The 21,932-nt window shown below is 70.1% G+C and carries 20 protein-coding genes; 9 read left to right on the top strand and 11 right to left on the bottom strand.

The window, feature by feature from the left end:
• Window position 1 precedes the first annotated feature (1 nt).
• From ACTJJ4_RS12230 to ACTJJ4_RS12240, 3 genes are all read right to left on the bottom strand, one after another.
• The gene (locus ACTJJ4_RS12230) at window positions 2-583 is read right to left on the bottom strand and encodes a TetR/AcrR family transcriptional regulator (RefSeq protein WP_440943568.1); all 582 of its coding nucleotides are present in this window, start codon (window positions 581-583) and stop codon (window positions 2-4) included.
• An 81-nt stretch (window positions 584-664) separates the two neighbouring features.
• A complete protein-coding gene (locus tag ACTJJ4_RS12235; protein WP_440943569.1) occupies window positions 665-1,024 on the bottom strand; it encodes a fluoride efflux transporter FluC in 360 nt (119 codons plus the stop codon).
• Window positions 1,021-1,401 carry a fluoride efflux transporter FluC gene (locus tag ACTJJ4_RS12240; protein WP_440943570.1) on the bottom strand — a complete coding sequence of 127 codons (381 nt, stop codon included), beginning with the start codon at window positions 1,399-1,401 and terminating at the stop codon, window positions 1,021-1,023. Before ACTJJ4_RS12240 ends, ACTJJ4_RS12235 begins: the two co-directional genes overlap by 4 nt.
• Window positions 1,402-1,626: 225 nt before the next feature.
• Between ACTJJ4_RS12240 and ACTJJ4_RS12245 the strand changes: the two genes are divergently transcribed.
• Together ACTJJ4_RS12245 and ACTJJ4_RS12250 are read left to right on the top strand one after the other, a co-directional pair.
• Window positions 1,627-3,795 (top strand): RICIN domain-containing protein, encoded by a 2,169-nt coding sequence (locus ACTJJ4_RS12245; protein WP_440943571.1) that lies wholly within the window; start codon window positions 1,627-1,629, stop codon window positions 3,793-3,795.
• A 144-nt stretch (window positions 3,796-3,939) separates the two neighbouring features.
• Window positions 3,940-4,656: a Pr6Pr family membrane protein gene (locus ACTJJ4_RS12250; protein WP_440943572.1), complete on the top strand. Its 717-nt coding sequence runs from the start codon at window positions 3,940-3,942 to the stop codon at window positions 4,654-4,656.
• On the opposite strand, the gene ACTJJ4_RS12255 is transcribed toward ACTJJ4_RS12250, so the two are convergent.
• Window positions 4,580-5,962 carry an FAD-dependent oxidoreductase gene (locus ACTJJ4_RS12255; protein ID WP_440943573.1) on the bottom strand — a complete coding sequence of 461 codons (1,383 nt, stop codon included), beginning with the start codon at window positions 5,960-5,962 and terminating at the stop codon, window positions 4,580-4,582. The two genes, ACTJJ4_RS12250 and ACTJJ4_RS12255, sit on opposite strands and share 77 nt — an antisense overlap.
• A gap of 75 nt (window positions 5,963-6,037) precedes the next feature.
• Here ACTJJ4_RS12255 and ACTJJ4_RS12260 point away from each other — a divergent pair, with 75 nt between their 5' ends.
• A complete protein-coding gene (locus ACTJJ4_RS12260) occupies window positions 6,038-6,907 on the top strand; it encodes an alkaline phosphatase family protein (RefSeq protein WP_440943574.1) in 870 nt (289 codons plus the stop codon).
• A gap of 37 nt (window positions 6,908-6,944) precedes the next feature.
• The gene (locus ACTJJ4_RS12265; protein WP_440943575.1) at window positions 6,945-8,390 is read left to right on the top strand and encodes an alpha-L-fucosidase; all 1,446 of its coding nucleotides are present in this window, start codon (window positions 6,945-6,947) and stop codon (window positions 8,388-8,390) included.
• 27 nt (window positions 8,391-8,417) lie between these two features.
• Here the strand turns inward: ACTJJ4_RS12265 and ACTJJ4_RS12270 are convergent, their stop codons facing one another.
• From ACTJJ4_RS12270 to ACTJJ4_RS12285, 4 genes are read right to left on the bottom strand one after another with little or no spacing between them, the layout of a single operon-like run.
• On the bottom strand, window positions 8,418-10,370 hold the full coding sequence (locus tag ACTJJ4_RS12270) for a DUF2264 domain-containing protein (protein ID WP_440943576.1): 1,953 nt from the start codon (window positions 10,368-10,370) through the stop codon (window positions 8,418-8,420).
• On the bottom strand, window positions 10,367-11,998 hold the full coding sequence (locus ACTJJ4_RS12275; RefSeq protein ID WP_440943577.1) for an extracellular solute-binding protein: 1,632 nt from the start codon (window positions 11,996-11,998) through the stop codon (window positions 10,367-10,369). Before ACTJJ4_RS12275 ends, ACTJJ4_RS12270 begins: the two co-directional genes overlap by 4 nt.
• Window positions 11,999-12,055: 57 nt before the next feature.
• The gene (locus ACTJJ4_RS12280) at window positions 12,056-12,991 is read right to left on the bottom strand and encodes a carbohydrate ABC transporter permease (RefSeq protein WP_440943578.1); all 936 of its coding nucleotides are present in this window, start codon (window positions 12,989-12,991) and stop codon (window positions 12,056-12,058) included.
• Window positions 12,981-13,997, bottom strand: a complete 1,017-nt coding sequence (locus ACTJJ4_RS12285) for an ABC transporter permease (protein WP_440943579.1) — start codon at window positions 13,995-13,997, stop codon at window positions 12,981-12,983. The genes ACTJJ4_RS12280 and ACTJJ4_RS12285 overlap by 11 nt, the downstream gene beginning before the upstream one ends.
• A 204-nt stretch (window positions 13,998-14,201) precedes the next feature.
• Here ACTJJ4_RS12285 and ACTJJ4_RS12290 point away from each other — a divergent pair, with 204 nt between their 5' ends.
• Window positions 14,202-15,209: a hydroxyacid dehydrogenase gene (locus tag ACTJJ4_RS12290; RefSeq protein WP_440943580.1), complete on the top strand. Its 1,008-nt coding sequence runs from the start codon at window positions 14,202-14,204 to the stop codon at window positions 15,207-15,209.
• A gap of 21 nt (window positions 15,210-15,230) precedes the next feature.
• Window positions 15,231-16,313, top strand: coding sequence for a LacI family DNA-binding transcriptional regulator (locus tag ACTJJ4_RS12295; protein ID WP_440943581.1), 1,083 nt, complete (start codon window positions 15,231-15,233; stop codon window positions 16,311-16,313).
• Window positions 16,314-16,440: 127 nt separating this feature from the next.
• Here ACTJJ4_RS12295 and ACTJJ4_RS12300 read toward each other — a convergent pair whose 3' ends face one another.
• A complete protein-coding gene (locus ACTJJ4_RS12300) occupies window positions 16,441-17,229 on the bottom strand; it encodes a MerR family transcriptional regulator (RefSeq protein WP_440943582.1) in 789 nt (262 codons plus the stop codon).
• A gap of 175 nt (window positions 17,230-17,404) precedes the next feature.
• Between ACTJJ4_RS12300 and ACTJJ4_RS12305 the strand changes: the two genes are divergently transcribed.
• The gene (locus ACTJJ4_RS12305) at window positions 17,405-18,244 is read left to right on the top strand and encodes a DUF4097 family beta strand repeat-containing protein (RefSeq protein WP_440943583.1); all 840 of its coding nucleotides are present in this window, start codon (window positions 17,405-17,407) and stop codon (window positions 18,242-18,244) included.
• Window positions 18,244-18,873, top strand: coding sequence for a PadR family transcriptional regulator (locus ACTJJ4_RS12310; protein ID WP_440943584.1), 630 nt, complete (start codon window positions 18,244-18,246; stop codon window positions 18,871-18,873). Before ACTJJ4_RS12305 ends, ACTJJ4_RS12310 begins: the two co-directional genes overlap by 1 nt.
• 292 nt (window positions 18,874-19,165) lie before the next feature.
• On the opposite strand, the gene ACTJJ4_RS12315 is transcribed toward ACTJJ4_RS12310, so the two are convergent.
• Window positions 19,166-20,386 carry a hypothetical protein gene (locus ACTJJ4_RS12315; protein ID WP_440943585.1) on the bottom strand — a complete coding sequence of 407 codons (1,221 nt, stop codon included), beginning with the start codon at window positions 20,384-20,386 and terminating at the stop codon, window positions 19,166-19,168.
• Between the two features lie 55 nt (window positions 20,387-20,441).
• Between ACTJJ4_RS12315 and ACTJJ4_RS12320 the strand changes: the two genes are divergently transcribed.
• The gene (locus ACTJJ4_RS12320; RefSeq protein ID WP_440943586.1) at window positions 20,442-21,107 is read left to right on the top strand and encodes a FadR/GntR family transcriptional regulator; all 666 of its coding nucleotides are present in this window, start codon (window positions 20,442-20,444) and stop codon (window positions 21,105-21,107) included.
• Between the two features lie 173 nt (window positions 21,108-21,280).
• Here the strand turns inward: ACTJJ4_RS12320 and ACTJJ4_RS12325 are convergent, their stop codons facing one another.
• Entirely contained in the window at window positions 21,281-21,823 is a 543-nt protein-coding gene (locus ACTJJ4_RS12325) for a universal stress protein (protein WP_440943587.1), read from the bottom strand.
• Window positions 21,824-21,932: the final 109 nt, after the last annotated feature.

Consider the following 21,932-nt stretch of genomic DNA (forward strand, 5'->3'; position numbering starts at 1 on the left):
TTCAGTCGCTCACGGACGAAGGACGGATGCTCTCGCCAAGGATGGCGGCGAGTGCGGATTCGATGAAGGCGCCGCTGAGCGGCTCGTCGTTGATGCGGGAGTGCCAGAGCACCCCGTCGATGAAGATGGCAGCCGCGGTCGCGCGCTCGAGACCGTAGTCGCCGGTGAGGAACCCCGCCATCTGCGCCGACCAGCGCCGGGCGAGCTCGCGCAGCTGAGGGTCGTTGACCGCGGCGGTGACCACGGCGCGGTCGGCCTCCATGGCCCGGGCGTCGGCGAGGCCCTGCACGATGAGCTCGGCGATGACGGCGGGAGTGGCGCCGCGCTCAGTGAGCACGGACCGGATGCCCTGCATCCTGGAGTCCACATCCGCCACGAGGTGGCGCAGCGCCTCCGACCGCAGCTCGTCGAGCGTGGCGAAGTACTGCGTGGTCGCGCCGAGCGGCACGCCCGCGCGCGCGGCGATCATGCGGTGGGTGAGGGCGCCGACGCCGACCTCGACGATCAGCTCGGCCGCAGCCGCGACGATCTCGCGGCGGCGGGTCTCCGGATCGCGCCTGCGGCGCGTGACAGCATCCGACATCCCGACCCCCTCATGTACATCTGTACATTATCGGCCCTTGGAGCCGGCTGAGAGCGGGCCGGAGCGCGATGTCAGGGCCGGTCAGAGGGCATGGCCGAGCGAGAGCCCGAGGGCCGCGGCGGCGAGGCCGGCCAGCAGCATTCCCCCGGCGTAGAGGGCGGATGCCCGGCGCTCCCCGTCGCGCCACAGCGCGACCGTGTCGATCATCGCGGTGCTGAACGTGGTGTAGCCGCCGAGGAAGCCGGTGCCGAGCACGAAAGCGGCGCCGGGCAGCATCCCGACCACCAGGCCGAGCGCGAGCGAGCCGCTGATATTGATCACCATCACGCCCCACGGGAAGCGGGTGCCGGTCAGCCGTGCGATGCCGAGATCGACGAGGTAGCGTGTCGCGGCCCCGAGTCCGCCGCACGCGGCGGCCAGCAGGAACACCAGCGGGCTCATGATGCCGCCCGCTTCCGCCCCAGCACCAGCCCGAGGGCGGCGGCCGCGATGCCCCCGACCAGACTCACGGCCACGTAGCCGATCAGGAGCAGCGGCGACACCGATCCCAACTGCACGCTGTCGACCATGAATGAGCTGTACGTCGTGAAGCCGCCGAGCACGCCTGTGCCCAGAAGAACCCGCAGATCGCCGGCGGGCAGCCGGGCCGTCAGGACGCCCAGCGCCAGGGCGCCCACGATGTTCGCGGCCAGCACGCTGAGCGCGGCATCCGGGATGAGCATTCCGAGACCCATGCGCGCGGCAGTGCCCACCATCCCGCCGAGCGCCACCAGTGCCGCGCGCCGGAGGACGGTGGCGATGGGCATCGGGGAGGTCACCGTCCAACTCTAGCCACGGCCGCCTCCTCCTCGACCGACCCGCTTACGCCGGACGGACGGCTGGCACTGTCCTGTCGCCATTGGCCAAAAGTTCAGTAATCGGTTTCTAGAAACGAGTTACCGTTGACAGGCTCAGAATCTCTCGGATACGTTCGCCGAACAGTAAGCGATTTCTATCGCCTGCACCCAGCACTCCGCTTCGAAGACGAACAGGAAGGCATGACCATGAGAGACCATCGCACCGCCCGCCGCAGCATCCGCTGGCGACGCCTCACCCCGGCACTGGCCATCGGAGCGATCAGTGCGGTCGCACTGGCGGGTGCGGCCCGCGCGGACACCGCTCCGCCTCCCCCGCAGTACATCGCAGCGGGGACGACCACGATGAAGGGCGGTCTCACCAGCGACATCGCGGGCTCCGCCTTCGTCGGCAAGGACGGCCGCTTCCACTGGACCAACGCTCTCACCGCGTACAGCACGAACCGGGGCAGTGCCTGGGCGCGCACCTTCACGAACGACGACATGAGTGCCGTCTCGGCGGGCATGGGCACCACCACCGAGCGGCTGCAGGCGCCCGCGTACTACGGAGACCCCGGCACGATCTGCTATCAGCTCGACAAGCACCCCGTCTTCCCGATCCCCTCACCGCAGCAGGACGATCACTGCGACGTGATCGGCGTGTGGGTCGACCCGCAGGGCGTCTGGCATGCGCTGCTGAACGACGAGTACCAGTTCGACCCGTGGCAGACCAAGGGTGCGAACGCGACGATCGACGAGAAGATCTCGACCGGCCACCACAACAACCGCATCCTGCTCGCCACGTCGGCCGACGAGGGCGCGACCTGGCAGTACGCGGGTCCCGCGCTCACCTCGGCCTGGGACGATGACCAGGTCATCGACGAGAAGGCATCGCCCGGGCAGTCGTACCCGTTCGGCAACTCCGGCTGCCGCCTGTTCATCGACTACTCCACCGGCTACTTCTACATCACGTACAACGTGAAGATCTACAAGAAGCCGGCCTCCTCGACCCTGGCCAGCTGGACCGAGATGGCCCGCGCGCCGATCAGCGGCGGCATGGCCAGCGGCACGTGGCAGAAATGGCACAACGGCTCGTGGTCGCAGCCGGGCATCGGCGGGATCGACGGCAACGTCAACTCCATCGGCGGGCTCGACGTCTTCTACGACCCCACCACCGACCTGATCGCCTGGCAGGGATCGGGGGCGAACGCGGGCGCCTCGTACGAGGCCGCGAAGGTCGCTGCGGACCACCTCATCCGGTTCTCGGATGCCTCGGGCAACGACTACACGGCCAACACGCTGGCGCACACGATCGTGAACGACGCGACCGGGCAGTCCGCGCCCGATCGCACCGTGACGTACCACGACGCCGTCACAGGGCAGGACATGACCCTCAAGGCCGTGGACGACAGGTACGAGGGCGGCGTCAAGGTCGTCACCGGCGGCATCTACGTGACGCAGACCGACCCGGCCACCGGCGTCTCGCAGACCGTGGACCTCATCACGAACAGCGCCTATTACGAGGACCCGGACACCGGCCATCTGTACCTGCCTGCGCAGAACAACGAATCGGCCATCTCGTACAACGCGTTCTCCGGCCTGTACCGGATCGTCGGCTACGACGGCAACGTCTACGAGACCGCCGATCTGGGAGACCCGAACTCGTGGAAGGCCGTCGGACTCATGCCCGCCGGATCGAACGGCGGCTACCTCACCTCGCTCGACAACGGCAGCCTGACCAACCAGAACGTCACCGGCCGCTCCTTCCTGACCATCTCCGACCTGACCGCCAAGGTCGTGGACATCGCGCCGGCGCCGGGCGCCCGTGGCGCCTCGGTGAGCACCGAGTACACCCCGCGGGACACGGCGGGGAGCGCGGTCGCCGAGGGCTCCTCCTATGTGCTGCGCGTGGGGCAGCGGGCCGTGGTCACGGATCGCGGTCCCGGTATGGACGGCGGCCAGGGCGCGGCGACCAAGGCGACCGCCTGGAGGCTCGAGCCCGTCGCCGACCAGAGCGCGAAGGGCGAGAACAGCGGCTTCTACCGTCTCGTCGACGCGACGACCGGCAAGGTCCTGCGGGTGTCGGGCACCGGCGCCGCGGCGCCGCGCGCCTTCGGCGCCGTGGTCACGGCGGGTGACCGGCAGGCGGATGCCGTGCCCCTGACCTCGACGAGCCTGGGCACCCCCGGCGGCAGCGACCAGTGGTACCTGCAGCGCGTCGCCGTGAACGGCACCTCGCTGGACGGCTCGACGACGTACCGGCTGGTCAACCGCAACAGCGGGCTGGCCCTGCAGTACGTGGATGACCGCATGCGGCTCGAGCAGCAGAAGCCCGGAGACGCGTCCCAGTACGTGACGCTGACGCCGTCCGCCGGCTGAGCAGTCTGATCCGTCGCGGCGCACGCGCGGAGGTGCGGCGTCCTGCACAGCGGGGCGCCGCACTTCTGCGCGTTACGTAGACTCGGGGGACGACTGAGCCGCTCCGCCCGAGGGAGCGGAAGCCGCCAGGAGGACGACGCCCGCGTGCTGACGAGACGGATCTTCGGATGGCTGCGTCTGCTCGCCGCAGCCGTGTGCATCGTGTCCCTCACGCATCGGATGCTGTGGGGCATGGGCTCGCAGACCCTCGCCAGCGACAACTTCTTCGCGTACCTGACGATCCAGTCGAACGTGGCGTTCGCCGCGGTGACGATCCTCGCGGGCGTCATCGCGCTGCGACGCGCGGAGGATCCGGTGTGGCTCACGTCCGCCAGGGCACTGGTGCTGAGCTGGACGGTGACGGCCGGCCTGGCGTTCTCGATCATCGTGTGGCAGGCGGGCGTGCGTGGCATCCCGATCACGGTTCCCTGGTCGGATGTGGTGCTGCACTACCTGCTGCCGGCATGCGCGGTGATCGCGTGGCTGATCGGGCCCGGCCGGCACGCCGCCTCGTGGCGGGTGGTGCCGTTCGTGCTGGCCTACCCGGTGGTCTGGGGCGTGTTCACGATCGTGCGCGGCCGGATCATCGGCTGGTACCCGTACTACTTCCTCGACCCGCGGCAGGTGTCGGGTCTTCCGGAGATGTCCGTGTCGTGCCTCGCCGCGCTGGCGATCTTCGCTCTCGTGGCGGCCGCGCTCGTGCTGCTCAGCCACGTGCGCGTACGGCTGCCCCCGTGGGGCGTGATCAGCTCGCGTCCGCCGGAGTGGGCGCGAAGAAGACGAGTGCCGCTCTGGCGGCGACCTGGGCGTCGCGGTCGCTGAGCGCCGCGAAGCGCGCGGCATCCGCTCCGCCGACGAGCCCCACGAGCACCGGCTCGCCGGTGGCCGGCATGAGGTTGATCCAGGTGCGGATCAGGCCGTCGCCGCCGACGACGTGCCAGATCGTCTGCTCGGCATCCCAGAACGGCTCCTCGAACCGCATCCACGCCGTCTCCACGAAACCGGATGCCAGGGACGCGATCGCTCCGCGATGCGGCTTCGGCAGCGCGGGGGCGAACTCGATGCCCTGTCGCTGCAGCACACCCAGAGGCGCGGTGACGATGACGCGGTCGAACGACAGCGCCTCGCCCGTGCCCAGCCGCAGGCTCACTCCGCTGTCGTCGTAGGCGACGCGCACGACGGGCGAGGCCAGCGTGACCTGCTGATCCTCGAGATGCTTGTCGAAGAATGATCCGAGGTCCTCGGCCATGCCGGTGAGCGTGTCCGGTGCGAACGCCGGCGGGTACCAGCTCGAAGCCTTCTCGGGGTCCGCCCCCGTGGTGGCGGAGAGCCAGGCGAGGGATGCCGCGAGCGCGGGGTCCTCGAGGTCGGCGCCGTTCTGGGTGAGGGCCTCGGCGAGGGGGATGTCCGCCGGCAGGTCGCCGGCCTTGGCGGCGGCCTGCGCGATCGGGTCGCCGGAGACGGTGTCGGCGGCCCCGTCCTTCGACCAGCCGGTGGCCGTCTCGAAGGTGAGCTGCTGCTCGCCGAGGGTGGTGATCCGATCGTGCAGCGCGGCCAGCTGCTCGTCGGAGATGAGCCAGCCGCCCAGCTGCGCGGGCACCGGCCAGTCCTTCGCCTTCTGGCTGAGGATGCGGCCGCCGGAGCGGTCGCGCGCCTCGAACACGGTGACATCGTGGTTGGCATCCGCCAGCATCCGCGCCGCCACCACGCCCGCGGCGCCGGCGCCGATCACGGCGACGCGCTCCTTGGGACCCGCCGCGACGATCAGGGCGAGCGCGGCCGCGCGGCCGGAGTCCACCGCACCGAGGACCGTGCCGGGGTTGTCGGTGTCGAGGGCCTCGCCGGCGAAGAACAGCCGGTCGCCGATGGGCTCCGCGAGCGTCGCGCGCTGCTGCGGGTCGGTGCCGGACGGCAGGTAGCTGATCGCGCCGTACGAGTACGGGTCCTTCGACCAGGAGCTGCGGACGAACGCGGCCGGAGCGGGCACCTGGGAGGGCGCGGTCGGCCGGGGCGCGGGCGTGGACCGGGTCGGCGTGGGCCTGGTGGGCTCGGGCGTGCACGCGGCGAGCAGTACCGCGACGGCACCGGTCCCGGCGCCGAGCAGCAGCGTGCGGCGAGTGATGCTCATCGTCAGGCCAGACTACCCGCGCGCGTCGAGGGGATGCCATGCGGCGACCCGCGAGGGCGGCCGTACGCTGGAGCGGTGTCCGGCTCCGTGATCTCCTCCGCCCACTCGTCGCACGTTCTCATCATGGGATGGGACGGTGTGCGCGACGACGTCGTGCGCAGCGCGCGCACCCCGCATCTGGACGCGCTGTCCGCGCGCGGCTTCCTCTCGACCGTGCGCGTGCACGCCGCGAATCCGACGATCTCCGGGCCGGTGTGGTCGACCATGGCCACGGGCGTGTACAGCGACCAGCACGGCGTGCACGACAACGACTTCACCGGGAACGCCTTCGACCGGCATCCCGACGTCCTCTTCCGCATCCGCGCCGGTCTGCCCGGTGCGACGACGTTCGCGGCGGGCGCGTGGGCGCCGCTGGTGACCACGGGAAGCGGCGGACCGCTCTTCGCCGGCGGCGGGTACCGGCCGGAGCTGCCCGCAGGAGCGGAGGACGGGCCGCTCGAGCTCGTCGCGCTGATGGACGAGGCCGTGGTGTCACGGACCGCCCGCGAACTGCTGCACCGCGATCACGCGGCGGTGTTCGCCTATGCGGTGCTGCCGGACATCGTCGGCCACACCGAGGGCGTGACGGACCGGTATTGCCGGGCCGTGGAGACGTGCGATGAGCAGCTCGGCGTGCTGCTCGCGACGATCGATGCACGCGCGAACCGCGAGCACGAGGACTGGACCGTCATCGTGCTCACCGATCACGGGCACCTCGACGCTGGCCACCACGGCGGCGACAGCGAGGAGGAGCGGCTGGCATGGATCGCGGCGGCAGGCCCTGACGTGCCGTCGGGCGAGCCCGTCGTGGACCACGCCGACGTGCTCCCGCACGTGCTGCGCGCGCTCGGTCTGCCTGCGGATTCCGTGCTGCCGGGCGTCCCGTTCGGCGGTCGCAGCCGGTAGACTGGGAAATCGCTTACCAATGCCGAACGAGGACCCGATGACGACCTCTCTCTGGACCGACCGCGCACTCCCGACCGGCCGTCAGCCGATCCCGCTGCGGTTCGGCACGCAGGTCTCCCGCCGTGACGACGAGGCCATGCGCCGCTTCCGCCGGTACGGCCTGGGCCAGTTCATCCACTTCGGGCTGTACTCGATCCTCGGCGGCGAGTACCAGGGCGTGAGCGCGGCCGGCGGGTCGGCCGCCCCGGAGTGGATCCGCGCGTGGAGCGGACCGACAGCACCGGAGGGCTGGCAGGGGATCTACGACCGGCTCAACGAGAGCTTCGACCCGACCGGCCTGGACGCCCGGGCCTGGGCGCGACAGGCGAAGAGGATGGGCGCGCGCTACGTCATTTTCACGACCAAGCATCACGACGGCTTCGCGCTGTGGCCCTCCGCGCACTCCGATTACACGGTGCGCGAATCGCCGTGCGGGCGGGACCTGGTCGGCGAGGTCGTCGACGCGTACACGGCCGAGGGCATCGACGTCTTCCTGTACTTCTCGGTGCTCGACTGGCATCACCCGGGCTACCTCCGCACGGTGCCGGCGACCGATGCGGAGCGCGCCGGCTGGCACGACTTCCTGCAGTACACGCGCGCCCAGCTGCTCGAGCTGCTGGACCGCTACCCCGCCGCGCGCGGCCTCTGGTTCGACGGCACCTGGGACGCGTCCTGGATCGCCTCCCACGAGTTCACCCACGCGCTCGAGGCAGAGCTGCGCGCGCGGCGCCCCGGACTGATCATCGGCTCGCGATTCCGCAGCGACGAGCACGGCGCCCGGCACTTCGACTCCAACGGCACCCTGCTGGGGGACTACGAGCAGGGCTGGGAGCGCAAGCTGCCGGCGAGCTTCGAGATGCTCGGCGGGAACGACTGGGACTGCGTGATGACCATCGGCCCGAACGCCTGGGGCTGGCTGCGCGACACCGACGGCCAGTACCAGAAGACCGCGGACGACGTCATCGACCTGCTGATGCGCTGCCGCTCGATGAACGGGAACCTGGTCGTGAACTTCGGCCCCGACGGCCACGGCCGCATGACGGCGCACGAGGACGAGATCGCCGAGCAGCTGGGCGCGTGGGTCCGCGCGAACGCGGATGCCGTGTACGACGCCCGCCACGTCGACCTGGATCGCACCGGTGCCGGATGGCTGACCGGGGACGACGAACGGCTGTTCGTCACGGTCGTGAACCGTCCCGTCACGGGCATCCTGCGGCTGCGGTTCCCGGCCGGCGCCGAGCGGATGCCGGTCTCGGCGCGCCTGCTCGACTCCGGACGCGACCTCGCGGTGCGCCTGACCGACATCGGCTTCGACCTGGACGATGCCCTGTACGCCGACGTGACGATCCCGGCGGACTTCCAGCCCGGACACGCGTTCGTGATCGAGCTGCGCCGGGGCGAGACATCCGCTTCCGCCGGGGACCGCATCGACGCCTGGATGTAGCGCGCCCCCTGCGCCCGGACGACCCTCTCAGCTGCGACGGCCGCCCGGCCTGCCGGGCTGACCGTCCCACTCCACGACGGTGCGCAGGTCGAACTCGGAGCGGATGCCGTCGGCGGCCCACTCCACGGTCACGATCGTGCCGTCCACCGCGACCCGCAGGCCGGCCGGGATCCCGTCCCGTTCGTCGTCGGCGCGCAGCAGCTGGTGGACAGCGACGTGCACGGTCTCGTCCTCGCCGCGCGCAGCGGTGAGGTATGGGATCGCGGAGTGCTCGCCCATCGCGTTCGTGCCGCGGTGCGTCACGACGCCCGCGTCGTCCCATCCGTGCACGCCGGTCAGCATCACGCGGTGCGCGCCGTCGGCGACCGATGCGTGCACGCGATCGGAGGCGACGTCCTGCTCGAGCGGATCGGATGCGGCGAGCGCGAAGGCGCCCTCGCGGATGCGGTCGTGCTCCTTCGGCGCGATCACCAGGTGCGCGCGCACCTCGGTGCCGCGGTTCACGACGGATGCCGTGACGATCGCCGCTCCGACCAGCAGCCGTCCGTCGATCTGCGGATAGTGCACCGACGCGCTGAGCGCGCCGTCCTGCGTCCGCCCGCGCAGCTTGGCGCGGCGACTCGGGCGGCCCTGGTCGTCGAACAGGCACACGTGCCCGTCGACCGCCTCGAGCCAGCCGTCCCCCACCTCGGGCGCGGTGTGCGTGGAGTAGGCGAACGAGCCGTAGTGCGGGTCGTCGGGGTCACGGATGCCGTGGTCCTGAACAGGCAGCTCGGCGTGGTCGGAGCCGTGGTTGACGAGGATCACCGGCGCATCGCCGCCCGCGGTGCTGAGCGTGATCCCGGTGCCGTCGAGGGAGCAGGTGGAGGCCGGATGCTCCGCCGGCTCCGCAGCATCCGTCCACACCCGGTGCCCGGCGTCCAGCGACAGCCCGAGGAAGCCGATCCCTGCCAGGTACGGCGACCCGAATCCGCTGTAGTCCTGCAGCGACGCGGGCAGGTACTCGTCGTACCAGCCCAGCCGCAGCTGGCCGTCCGCACCGACGCCGTGCCGCACGAACCCGTCCAGCACCGAGGTCGCGACCTGCCTGGTGCGCGCCGGTGTCAGGGGGCTGACGCCCGAGATCTCGGCGCACCACAGTGGCGCGAGCGCGGCCGTGCGATAGGTGAGCGAACGCCCGAAGTGCACCAGCGCCCCGTCGGAGGCGACGAACGACGGCATCCGCTCGACGAACTGCGCGAGCCGCTCCAGGTGGCGCTGACCCTCGTGGGTCTGCGTGCGGTCGGTCATCCGATACCAGGCCCACAGGTAGGGGTGGATGGCCCACGCGTTGTAGTAGTCCACCGCGTGCGACGGCCCGTCGGTGTACCAGCCGTCGCCGAGGTACCATCCCTCCACCCGGGCGACGTTGCGCTCGCCGTGCAGGCCGCGGGCGTCGCCGCCGCGGTGCCGGATGAACGCCTCGGCCATCGCCGGGAAGAGCTGCCAGTTGTTCTGCCACACCTCGCGCAGCGCGTGATGTCGCAGCCAGGCCAGCACCTGGCTCTGCTGGCGGCCGTCGAGCCGCGACCAGAACCGGTCGCCTGCGATGTACAGCCCGAACGCCAGGTTGGCGCCCTCGACGATGGAGTTGGTGATCCCGGTCAGCGGGGTGCGGCAGGTCACCCCGCGCGGCCAGGCCGACGGATGCCCCGGATCGGTGCCGTCCACGATGGCCCGGGCGTAGAAGTCGATCAGGGCGTCCGCCTCGGCGTCGCCGGCGGGTGAGCCCGCGATGCGGGCGGAGGCGAGCAGGAAGCTGCGCCCGATGGTCTCCATCGACTCGCGGCGCTCCCCGTCGCCGGTCACGCGCCCCGGGAGCACGACCCCGGCCGGGTCGTCCGCGCCGTGCTCGCGCACCGCGCGGAGCCAGCGATCGGCGGTCTCCGTCCAGAGCAGACGGTCGGAGGCGCCCCGGCCGGGATCGTGCTCGGCGGTCACGCCTTCAGCGCCTTCTCGTACTCCTTGCGGATCGCGTCGCCGCCGGCGCTCTTCCACGCCTTGATCGCGGCCTTGACGTCATCGAGGGTCTTGCGGCCGGAGATGTAGTCCTGCGTCGCGTCGCTGACGGGCTGCCTGATCGTGTTGCCCTTGGACGCATCGGTCGGGCTGAACAGCGTGGCGGCCGGGTCGGCGACTCCGAGCGGGATCATCGCGGCGTACGCTTCGTGCGTCTTCCTGATCACGTCGTCGTGGCCCGGCAGGTACAGCGCGGGCGCCGGCGCGGTGAGGTACCTCCACGGCACGGTCGTGTCGGCGAGCGCGTTCGCGGTGGGGACCGGGTTGCCATTGGGGTCGCGCGTGTAGTCGGCGCCCTCGACGCCGTAGTTGATCAGGAGGTACTCCTCCGTGCCGAACGGGGCCGCCAGCAGGTTGGCGATGCCGAGGAGCTTCTTGACCGACGCGTCGTCGTTCTTCTTGATCATGGTGGTCGCGAAGACGATGTTGTCGAGGTTGGCCTGCGGCTTGCCGCCGCCTGCGGCGAACGGCAGGAAGGGCGCGGAGTCCGGCACGGTCACAGCGTAGCCGTCGGCCTTGAAGTACCCGGGGAGCCCGTCGTAGATCTGCGCGACCTGTCCGTTGGTGAAGGCGTTCACCATCTGCGACTTGGTCCAGCCGTCGCTGCCGGGCATGATGTAGCCGGCCTTCGCCGCCTTCGCCACGAAGGAGATCGCCTCGAGGTACTCGTCGGTCTCGATCTGGAAGGTCATCTTCCCCTTCTCCTCGCGCCACTGGTTCGGCACACCGAACAGCTGGAAGAAGGTGGCCAGACCGTAGGACGTGGAGCCGAACGCCCAGCGGTTCGCCTTGGCGTCGGTGAGCTCCTTCATGATCGAGAGGTACTCGTCGGCATCTTTGATCTTGCTGGTGTCGGTCACCCCGACCTCCGCGTAGCGCTTGGCGTTGTAGAAGCCGAGGCCCGCGGCACCGCCGCGCGGGATCGGCAGCGCGTAGATCTTGCCGTCGCGCACCGTCTGCTCCCAGTACAGCGACGGGATCGCAGCGAGGTTCGGGTAGTCCTTGACCGCGTCGCCGGAGAGGAACTTCGTCAGGTCCTGGCACTTGGCCTGCAGGAATCCGATGATGTCCGGGATGGACGCGCCGTCGTCCAGGATCATGTCCGGGATGTCGTTGCCGGCGAGCGTGGTGTTGATCTTGGTCGCGAAGTCGTCGGCGGAGACGGCGGTGATGTCGAGCTTGCCGCCGAGGCGCTTCTCGATCTCCTGCCAGGCCGGGTTCTTGTCGCGGCCGTTCGGCGGCGGGCCGAAGATGTTCGTGATGGCCGAGAACGTCTCGCCCTTCAGAGGCGGGGTCTTCACGCTGCGCACCGGGTTCTTCGGGTAGTTGAAGAACGCGGACGGCACGCCTTCGGCGGTGCCCTTGAGGTCCGGGGTCAACCCCTCGGATGCCAGGAACGTCGGCATCTTCACGGAGCCGGCACCGGACGCCTTCAGTTCGGTCTTCGTGCCGCAGCCTGCGAGGGAGCCGACGGCGGCGACGCTGAGCGCGCCGAACCCGACGTACTTCAGGAACGTCCGCCTGTCGGTGGCGGTCTCTCTGATTGACATTTCCGATCCTCTCTGAGGGAAATCAGGCCGGTGGCCTCGGGTGTTGTTCGGCTGGGGTCAGCCCTTGACGGCGCCGGTGAGGACGCCCTTGGTGAAGTACTTCTGCAGGAAGGGGTACACGCACAGGATCGGCACCAGGCTGATCACGACGACGGCCATCTGGATGGCCTGGCTGGGAGCGGCGATCTCGGCGCCGGTGTTGGCGTCGATGGAGGAGCCGAGCAGCACGTACTGCCGCAGCACCATGGCCAGCGGCCACTTGTCGCTGTCGACGTAGAGCATGGCGTTGAAGAACATGTTCCAGTAGCCGACGGCGTAGAACAGGCCGATCACGGCGATCACCGCCTTCGACAGCGGGAGCATCACGTTCCACAGGATGCGGATGTCGCCCGCGCCGTCCAGCCGCGCCGCCTCGACGAGCTCGGAGGGGACGTTCATGAAGAACGAGCGGATGATGATCAGGTTGAACGCCGACAGCGCGGTGGGCAGGATGAGCGCCGCATAGGTGCCCAGCAGGCCGAGCTCCTTGACGACGAGGAACGTGGGGATGATGCCGGGCGAGAACAGCATGGTCAGCAGCGCGGTCATCAGGAAGAAGTTGCCGCCCATGATCCGCCGTGACAGTCCGTAGGCCATCATCACCGTGAGGGCGACCGAGAGCGCGGTGCCGACGAGCGTGATGCCGATGCTGCGGAACAGCGCCTCGGTGACGATGCCGCCGGAGAGGATCGTCCGATAAGCCTCGAGCGTGGGATGCATGGGGATCAGCACGAAGCCGTTGTTGGCGGCGATCTCCTGCTGCGTGGACAGGCTCGTGCCGATCACGACGAGGAAGGGGTAGATCACCGCCACGCACACCAGCAGCAGGACGAGCCCCTTCAGCCCCTGCATCGCGAAGCTGGGCTTCTCCATCCACACCGGGCGGGTGCGAGCCCGGTAGTCGCGGGCCCTCTGCTTGCCGAGACGGACCACCGTCGTGCTGTCAGTGCTCACGGGAGTACACCCCATCCTGTCCGAACATGTGGGCGACCTTGTTGGCGCCGAGCACCAGGAACAGCCCGACGATGCCCTTCACGAGACCCACCGCCGCGGATGTGCCCCACTGCCCGTCGACGATGCCGTGGAAGTACACGTAGGTGTCCAGCACCTCTCCCGCCTGCGCGCCGACATTGTTCCGCTGCAGGATGATCTGCTCGAACCCGACGGACAGCGCCGTGCCGAGGTTGAGGATCAGCAGCAGGATGACGATGGGCATGATGCCGGGGATCGTCACCGCCCACGTCCGCCGCCACGGGCCGGCGCCGTCGATGGCCGCCGCCTCGTAGAGGCTGTCGTCGATGCTGGCCAGCGCGGCGAGGAACATGATCGTGCCCCATCCCGCGTCCTTCCAGATGGTCTGGACGGTGACCAGCAGCGGGAAGGTCGCGGGGTCGGTCATCGGGCTGATCCGCCCCATCCCGAGGGAGTCGAGGAAGTTCGGGATGAGGCCGGTGGGCCCGAGGATCTGCGTGAAAAGCGAGACGATGATCACCCAGCCCAGGAAGTGCGGCAGGTAGATCACGCTCTGCACGAACTTCTTGAGCTTGGGCGACATGATGCTGTTCAGCAGCAGCGCCAGCGCGATCGGCACGGGGAAGAACAGCACGAGCTGCATGACCATGATCACGAGCGTGTTGCGCAGCGCGTACCAGAACGCCGGGTCGGAGAACGCGGTGGCGAAGTTGTCCAGGCCGACCCAAACGCTGTCGATGAAGCCGAGGTAGGGCTGGTAGTCCTCGAAGGCGATGATGTTGCCGGGAATCGGAAGCCAGTGGAAGACCACGAAGTACAGGAATCCGGGCATCACCAGCAGGAGCATCACGCGGTCGCGCCGGAAGCGGGAGGCGAAGCTCAGTCGCGTGCGCCCCTTGCGATCGAGCCGACGCGCCTGGCCCGTGGCCGGGCGCGCCGGCTCGGCCGCGGCGGCCTTCGGCCTGCTCGTGACGGGTGTCGAGACCACCGCATCCTCCGAACGTCGTTGTGGATGAATCGTCGCCTTAGTAAGCGATTGCTATCGCAAGGTAGCTCGTCGCTGTTCGCGTTGTCAACGCCATCGGCGATATTTGCGGACATCCGCGGCGTTTTGCGGGCATTGCTGGCGTACCGGGCGATAACCGTGATAGAAATCGCTTACTGTCTGTTTCCATCGTTTCCGGAGATGTTCATGAGCTGGCACCCCCGCGTCGCGTTCGCGATGAACCGCGACGACCACCTGGCGGCGTTCCCCGCGCCGCTTCTCGAGCGCCTGGGCTCGGTCGCCGACGTGATCACTCCCCTGCCGATGGAGGAGTTCGACTCCGCCGCGTCCCTCCGAGTCCTCGCGGAGACCGAGGTGCTCATCACCGGCTGGGGCGCCCCGCATTTCGGGCTGGCGACCCTGGAGCACGCTCCGCGTCTGCGGGCGATCGTGCACGCGGCGGGGACCGTGCGCACCTTCCTCGACCCCGCCGTGTACGACCGGGGCATCCGCGTGAGCACCTGCGCCAGTGCGAACGCCATCCCCGTGGCCGAGTTCACGCTCGCGAGCATCGTGTTCGGACTCAAGCGCGCCTCCCGCTTCGCCGAGCGCCTCAGCCGCACCAAGGCGGTGCGCGACACCGCGGGATTCCCGCCGATCGGCACGAACGGCGTCACCGTCGGACTGATCGGGGCATCGCGCGTGGGGCGGGAGACGCTGCGGATGCTGCGCACCCTCGACGTCCGCATCCTGCTGCACGACCCCTACATCTCCCCCGCCGCCGCCGAGGACCTCGGAGTCGAGCTGGTCGGGCTGGACGAGCTGTGCCGGCGCAGCGATGCGGTGAGCGTGCACGCGCCCCTCACCGCGCAGACCGTCGGCATGATCGGCGCGCACGAGCTGTCGCTGATGCGCGACGGCACGGTGCTCGTGAACACGGCGCGCGGCGCGATCATCGACACCGCGGCGCTCACCGCAGAGCTGGTCACCGGCCGGTTGGACGCGTACCTCGACGTCGTGCACCCTGAGCCGCTGCCCGCCGATTCGCCGCTGTACGGGCTGCCGAACGTCGTCATCACCCCGCACATCGCGGGCGCTCTCGGCAACGAGATCGTGCGGCTCGGCGAGCTCGCCGTCGACGAGGTCGCCCGCTTCGCGGCGAGTGATACCTTCGACCATGAAGTGCGGTCCGCCGACCTGGCGATCACCGCATGACGGACAACGGGATGAGGCGCCGTGTCTTCGACATCTGAGCAGACTCGCGTCCGGGGGCTTCGTCGGCCGGCCACCATCAGCGACGTCGCCGCCGCCGCGCAGGTCTCCACCGCGACCGTCTCGCGCGTGCTGAACGGCAACTACCCCGTCGCCGCCGCCACCCGCGAGCGCGTGATGCGCGCCGTGTCGAAGCTCGGCTACGCCGCGAACGCGAACGCGCGTGCACTGACGCAGTCCGACACCAAGACGATCGGGATCATCGTCCCCGAGCTCGTCGACCCCTTCTTCGGCTACATGGTGCGCGGGCTGGAGCGCGCCACCCAGGAGTCCGGGCGTCTCGCGATCATCGCGACCACGTCGTTCCGCCCCGGAGCAGAGATCGCTCTGATCGACCGGATGCGCGAGCGCCGCGTCGACGCTGTGATCGTCGTCAGCGGCGGCAGCAGCGACCCCGCGTACCGGCGCCAGCTGGCGCAGCGCGCCGACGCCCTCGCGGCCATGGGGAGCAGGCTCGTGCTGTGCGCGCATCCGGTGCTGGACCTGCCGTCAGCGGCACGCTCCGTCGCGTACGACACCGAGGGCGGCGCCTTCTCCGTCACGGAGCATCTGATCGCGAACGGGCATCGGCGCATCGCGATGGTCGGCGGCGAGAGCCACCTCCCGACCATCGGCCTGCGCCGCGACGGCTACCTGCGCGCTCTCGCGTCGCGGGGGATCGACATCGACGAGGATCTGATCCGCATCGAGGGATTCGGTCGCGACGTCGGCTACGCCAGCACGCGCGCGCTGATGGAGGAGCATCCGGACGTCACGGCGATCTTCGCCGTCAACGACACCATCGCCTCGGGCGTGTACGACGCGCTGGGCGACGCCGGTCTCCGCATCCCCGCGGATGTGTCCGTGGTCGCCTACGACGACACCCCGCTCGCCGCGAACCTGTCGCCCAAGCTCACGACGGTGCACGTGCCGCTGGAGCAGCTCGGCCAGGAGGCGCTGCGCGCCGCTATCGACGAGCCGGATGCGTTCTCCCGGACGCCCGAGCAGGGCCTCACACTCGGCACCTACCTCGTGCACCGCGACTCCGTCGCCATGCCGCCGCGCTGAGCCGGGGTGCCGGTCCGGGTCCGGTTCTCAGGGAGAAGCGGACGGGAGGAGCCCCGGCCCGGGAATCTCCTCCCGAGCGCGAGAACTCCTCCCGAATGTGCGGCCAGCTGCGACGACGTGGGGCGACTCAGAGGTTCGCCTCCGCGTAGACGCGCAGGGCGTCGCGGACGAACTCGGCGCCGGCGGAGCCGCCGTCGCTCGTCGCGTAGTTCGCGCCGAAGCGCGGGTCGGCGACGTACATCTCGCCGAGTCCGATCACGTAGCCCTTCACGTCGCCACCCGGGGCGGCGGCCGGCGTGCCGGGGACGCCGGTGAGCCACTCCACGTGGCGGCGGGCGATGTCCTGCGCCTCGGCGGACGCCGGGTCGATGCCGCTCTCCGCGGCGGCGATCCAGTCGCGGCCCAGGTCCGCGACGCGCTGCTTCCAGGCCGCACGGTCGTCGTCGGAGAGGCCGCGCCACCAGCGGTCGCCGTCGGCGTACGCCTTGCGGCCCCAGCGCTCCTCGACCTCCTCCTTGTACTGCGTGTGGTCGAAGCCGTCGAACATGTTCTCGGCCATGAGGTTCTTCCCTTCTGTCAATGCGGTGATGGTCGATTCGACGGACGCGATCTGCCGCCCGATCCGCTGCTGCTCCTGCCGGAGCAGCTCGAGATGGCTCTGCAGAGCGGATGCCTCGGCCGCCTGGGCCGCTGAGCCTGCCGAAGCGTCGATCACCTCGGCGATCTGCGGCAGCCCGAGCCCGAGCTCGCGCAGCAGCAGGATGCGCTGCAGGCGCACGAGCGCGGCCTCGTCGTAGTGCCGGTATCCGTTGGCAGCGATGCGCGAGGGGGCGAGCAGTCCGATGTCGTCGTAGTGACGCAGCGTTCTGCTCGTCGTCCCCGCCAGGCGGGCGATCTCCTGGATGGACCAGTCCATGGCATCCGCTCCTCTCGTTCGTCGATAAGACAACGGTAGAAGTTGACGTTGCGTCAAGGTCAAGCGCGCCGTTCCTGGATCTTCGCTGAACCCCTTGACTAACTCGAGATATATCGTGTTACTCTCTCCATACGCGATATATCTCGATATCGCCTCAACCAGGAAGAGAACGACAATGACCGAGAAGTGGCTCATCGCCCCCGGCGAGGAACGCGTCATCGACATCGCCTCCGCGTCCCGGCTCAAGGTCGGACTCGTCGGCGGGCAGGTCGACGTGATCGCACACGACGAACCCGGCATCCGCATCGAGGTGCACGGCGTCACCATCAAGGACCTGCGCGTCGAGTCCGACGGCACCCAGATCGAGATCGACCACCCGCAGATCGGATGGGACAACTTCCTCGAGGTGTTCCGCAACTTCGGCGCCGGCGGACCCAAGGCCGAGATCAGCGTCGCCGTGCCGCGTGCGATCGCACTCACGCTCGGCGTGGTCAGCGCAGGCGCGCTGGTGTCCGGCATCCGCAACGACGTCAAGCTCAACACGGTCTCCGGCGACATCATCGCCGATGACGTGACCGGCGACCTCTCGGCGAACTCCGTCTCCGGCGATGTGCAGCTGCGGGCCCTGACCGGCTCCGTGGTCGCGAACAGCGTCTCGGGCGACGTCGCCGTGACCGGTTCGCTGCGCAAGGCCGTCGTCGACACCGTGTCCGGCTCCGTGCTCATCGATGCGATCGGCGACGTGAACACCCTGAACGTCAACACCGTCTCGGGCGGGGTGACCGTGCGCCTGGACGAGACCCTGCCGGCGAACTACGCCCTGCGCAGCATGAGCGGCAAGCTCATGGTCGACGGCATCCAGCGCTCCAGCGGCGGACCGAGCAACTACACCGGCCAGATGGGCGAGCTCGCCGGCAGCTTCGTCGACGTGCGCGCGAACACCGTCTCGGGCGGCATCACGGTGCTGCGCCAGGCGCGTCCGACCGTCGCCGACGACCCGGAATGGGAGGAGTGATGGCACCGGCAGTCTTCTCGCACGGCGACCTGCGGCTGTACCTGCTGTCCCTGCTGAACGAGGCGCCGCAGCACGGCTACGGCATCATCCAGGCGCTGACCGACCGCACCGGCGGCACCTACACGCCCAGCGCCGGCACGATCTACCCCCGTCTGGCGAAGCTGGAGGAGGAGGGCCTGGTCACCAAGACCGTCGAGGGCCGCACCACCATCTACGCCATCACGGATGCCGGCCGCGCCGAGCTCGAATCGCGCTCGGCCGACCTGGAGGGCATCGAGGAGGGACTCTCCGACTCGGTGCGCCTGATCGCCAGCGAGGTGCGGCAGAGCGTGAAGGAGGCGATGCGCAGCCTGCGCGCCGACCTCGCCACCGCAGCTCAGGAGGAGCGTCGCGCCGCCAAGAAGCAACCCCGTGCGGAAGGACTCGGCGACGAGCGCGTCACGAGCCGCGAGAACCTGCAGCGGGCGGATGCCGCCATCAACGCGTTCCGTGCGCAGGTGCGCACCGACCTGCGCACGCACGTGGCCCGCGGCGGGCTGCTGGAGGCATCCGTCGTGACCGGCCTCGAGCGCGCTCTCGACGACGCAGCGCACGAGATCACCCGGGCCCTGGCGGCCGCGCGCCCCTAGGCCTTCCGCTCTGCGACGGCCGTGTTCAGGTCGCGATGGATGGCGCCCGGATCGATTCCGGGCGGCATCCATCGCGACCGGGGCGCGTTTCCCGGGGCCGTCCGCGCTCCGGGTCGCAGTTCGCCCCCGGCACCGCCGGTGGCATCCGCCCAGGTCGCGTTTCGTCCCGCCATCCGGACGGGAGAACGGGACGAACCGCGACCCGAAGGCCCGATCGGATGCCACAGCGGGACCGAATGCGACCTGGAGGCGTCCGCAGGTCAAGTCGTTCCGGGCCGGCTGGACAGGCCGGTCAGGCGGGCTGGTCGGCCACGGCGAGAGCCGCGGATGCCACGGCATCCGCCTCCGCGCGGCGCTGAGTGCGCGTGATCGCGAGGCCGACCCCGAGCTGCACCGCTGCGGCGAGCGCGAGCACGACCAGCACCGGGCCCCAGTCGCCGCCGAGGCCGTGCCACGCCCCGGCGCCGAGCGGCCCGAAGGTCGCGAGCGCGTAGCCGACGCCCTGCGCGACGCCGGACACCCGCGCCGAGTCGGCGGCGCCGCTGCCCGCGCGGGCGATCAGGGCGAGGATCAGCGGGAAGGCCGCCATGCCGATGCCGAGCAGCACAGCCCACGCCTCGGGCGCGACCGCCGGGGCGAGCAGCAGTCCGAGCGCACCCGCGATGGTCGTGAGGGAGACCGCGACGACGCCGATCCGCACGCCGGTCAGGGTGTGCGAGATGCTCACGGCCGCGATGCCCGCCGGGATGCTGGCCATCATCACGACGCCGAGCAGCACGCCTGCGCGAGCGGGAGGGATGCCGATGCCGACCGTGATCGCGGGCAGCCACCCCATGATGATGTAGCTCGTGATCGCCTGCAGGGCGAAGAAGCCCGTCAGCGCCCAGGTGCCGGACGGAAGCGGTCGACGGTCGGTCGACGCCGGAGCGGAGAGCACCGCGTCGACGCCCGCCCCGCGGGAGGCCAGCATCCACACGACCAGGGCGAGCAGCGCAGGGAGGACCCAGGTGCCGAGCCCCAGTGCGGAGGAGCCGAGGGCGTGTGCGACCGGCACGGCTGCGGCGGCGCCGAGCGCGGCAGCGAGCGACATCACGGTCGTGTAGGAGGTGGTGACCGCACGCAGGCGGGTGCCGCTCACGGCGCGGACCAGCGGGGGCAGCAGCACGTTGACGACCGCGATGCCCGCGGTGGCCAGCGCGGTTCCGGCCACGATCGCGACGGGGCTCGGGATGGTGCGCACCAGCATGCCCGCCACCAGGGCGACCATCGACCACGAGACGGCGGCGCGTGCGCCGATGCGGCGCCCGACCCAGGGCGTGAACACGCCGGCGATCGCGAACATCGCGGTCGGCAGCGCGGGCACGAGCACAGCGGCCTGCGGCGTGAGCGCCTCGTCTCCGATGAGCAGGCTAAGCAGCGCGCTGGCGGTGGTCACGGCCAGGCGCAGGTTCACGGCGAGCAGCAGCAGGGCGATCAGCATCCGGCCGAACACCGGACGGGAGCGGAACATCATTCAATACATCCAAACATCCAATGTCTGAGCATTGTAACTCAACTAGACTGAGCACGTGAGCCTGCAGCCCATCCCCCGCTCCTCGCTGAGCGACCACGTCGTCGAGCGACTGCGCGAGGAGATCACGGCAGGCCGCTGGCCCGTCGGCGAGCGCATCCCCGCCGAGCCCGAGCTGATGGCGGCCCTCGGCGTCGCCCGCGGCACCCTGCGCGAGGCGCTGCGCGCCCTGCAGTACAGCGGCATGCTCGAGATCCGCCGCGGCGACGGCACCTTCGTGCGTGCCCGCAGCGAGCTCCCCGGCGCGATCGCCCGCGCGGGTTCCGACGTCGCGCATTTCGCCGAGGCTCGCGCCGCCCTCGAGCCGGCTCTCGCGCGGCTGGCCGCCGAGCGCGCGACCCCCGAGGCGATCGAGCGCATCGCCGAGGCGCTGGAGCGCCGCTCCCGCACCGATGGCGAGGAATGGCTGGACGCCGATGTCGCGGTGCACGAAGCGGTCGCCGCGGCATCCGGGAATCCGATCCTGTTCGAGGTCTACACCGCACTGCTTCCGCAATTGCGCGAGTACGTGCGTCGCGACGCGCAGCGCGACGGCTCGGCCCGGCGCGACCCGCGCGGGCACGAGGAGCTGCTGGACGCGATCAGACGCGGAGACGCGGATGCCGCTGCCGCCAGCGCGCGCGGAAACCTCGAGCGTGCCGCGGAGGGCGACGCGCTCGACTGACCGGCGCACCCACCGCTACTCCGCGGCATGGATCAGAACTGCATCCCACAGCCCGACCATCCCTCAGCGTCGATCAATACTGCACCGCAGGACGAGCTCGCAGAGGCGCTTTTGATCCAGCCCGGTTGCGGCGGATGCGTTATCGATCCACGCTGAGCGCGTAGAGCAGAGGCTCACTCGTCCCAGACGTCCTTCTGATCGTCGGGGACGGACTCGGTCTGCGGCACGACGAGCACCGAGCGGTGCTGACGGTGCGCCAGGCGAGCCGCGACCGAGCCGGTGAAGAACTCGCGGATGGACTCCCCGATGCCGCGCTTGCGCGTGCCGATCACGATCAGCTGCGCGTCGAGCGTGTTCGCCAGCTGCTTGATCGCCAGAGCAGGATCGCCGATGAGCTGCCTCGTGGTCCAGGTGATGTCCTCCTTGTCGAGGGCTTCGGCGGCCATCTTCTGCACGTCCTCGAATTCCGCGGCTCCCGCATCGAGGTTGAGGTCGATGGGCGCGGAGTGCACGTAGCCGTCCGGATCCTCGTAGGTGACGAAGCGCGTGACGTCGACATGGACGACCACGAGGGGCGACTCGAGCAGCTTCGCGTAGCGGAGCGCCTCCGCGAGCACGTGCGGCGGCTGACCGGGCTGGATGCCGACGATGACGGCCTTCTGCAGCGCGGCGTTCTGAGCGGCTTCGTCGGATGCTGTGGGCGTGGAATCTGTCATGATGATCGTTCCCCTCACCGGCCGCAGGACGGCCTCAGGCTCTGGCGTGCGTGCTATCCTGAATGCTACTCTTACCGGCCTCGAGCCGGTGCCGTGAATACCATCGGGC

This window comes from Microbacterium sp. 22195 (assembly GCF_052056515.1).
GTDB lineage: Bacteria > Actinomycetota > Actinomycetes > Actinomycetales > Microbacteriaceae > Microbacterium.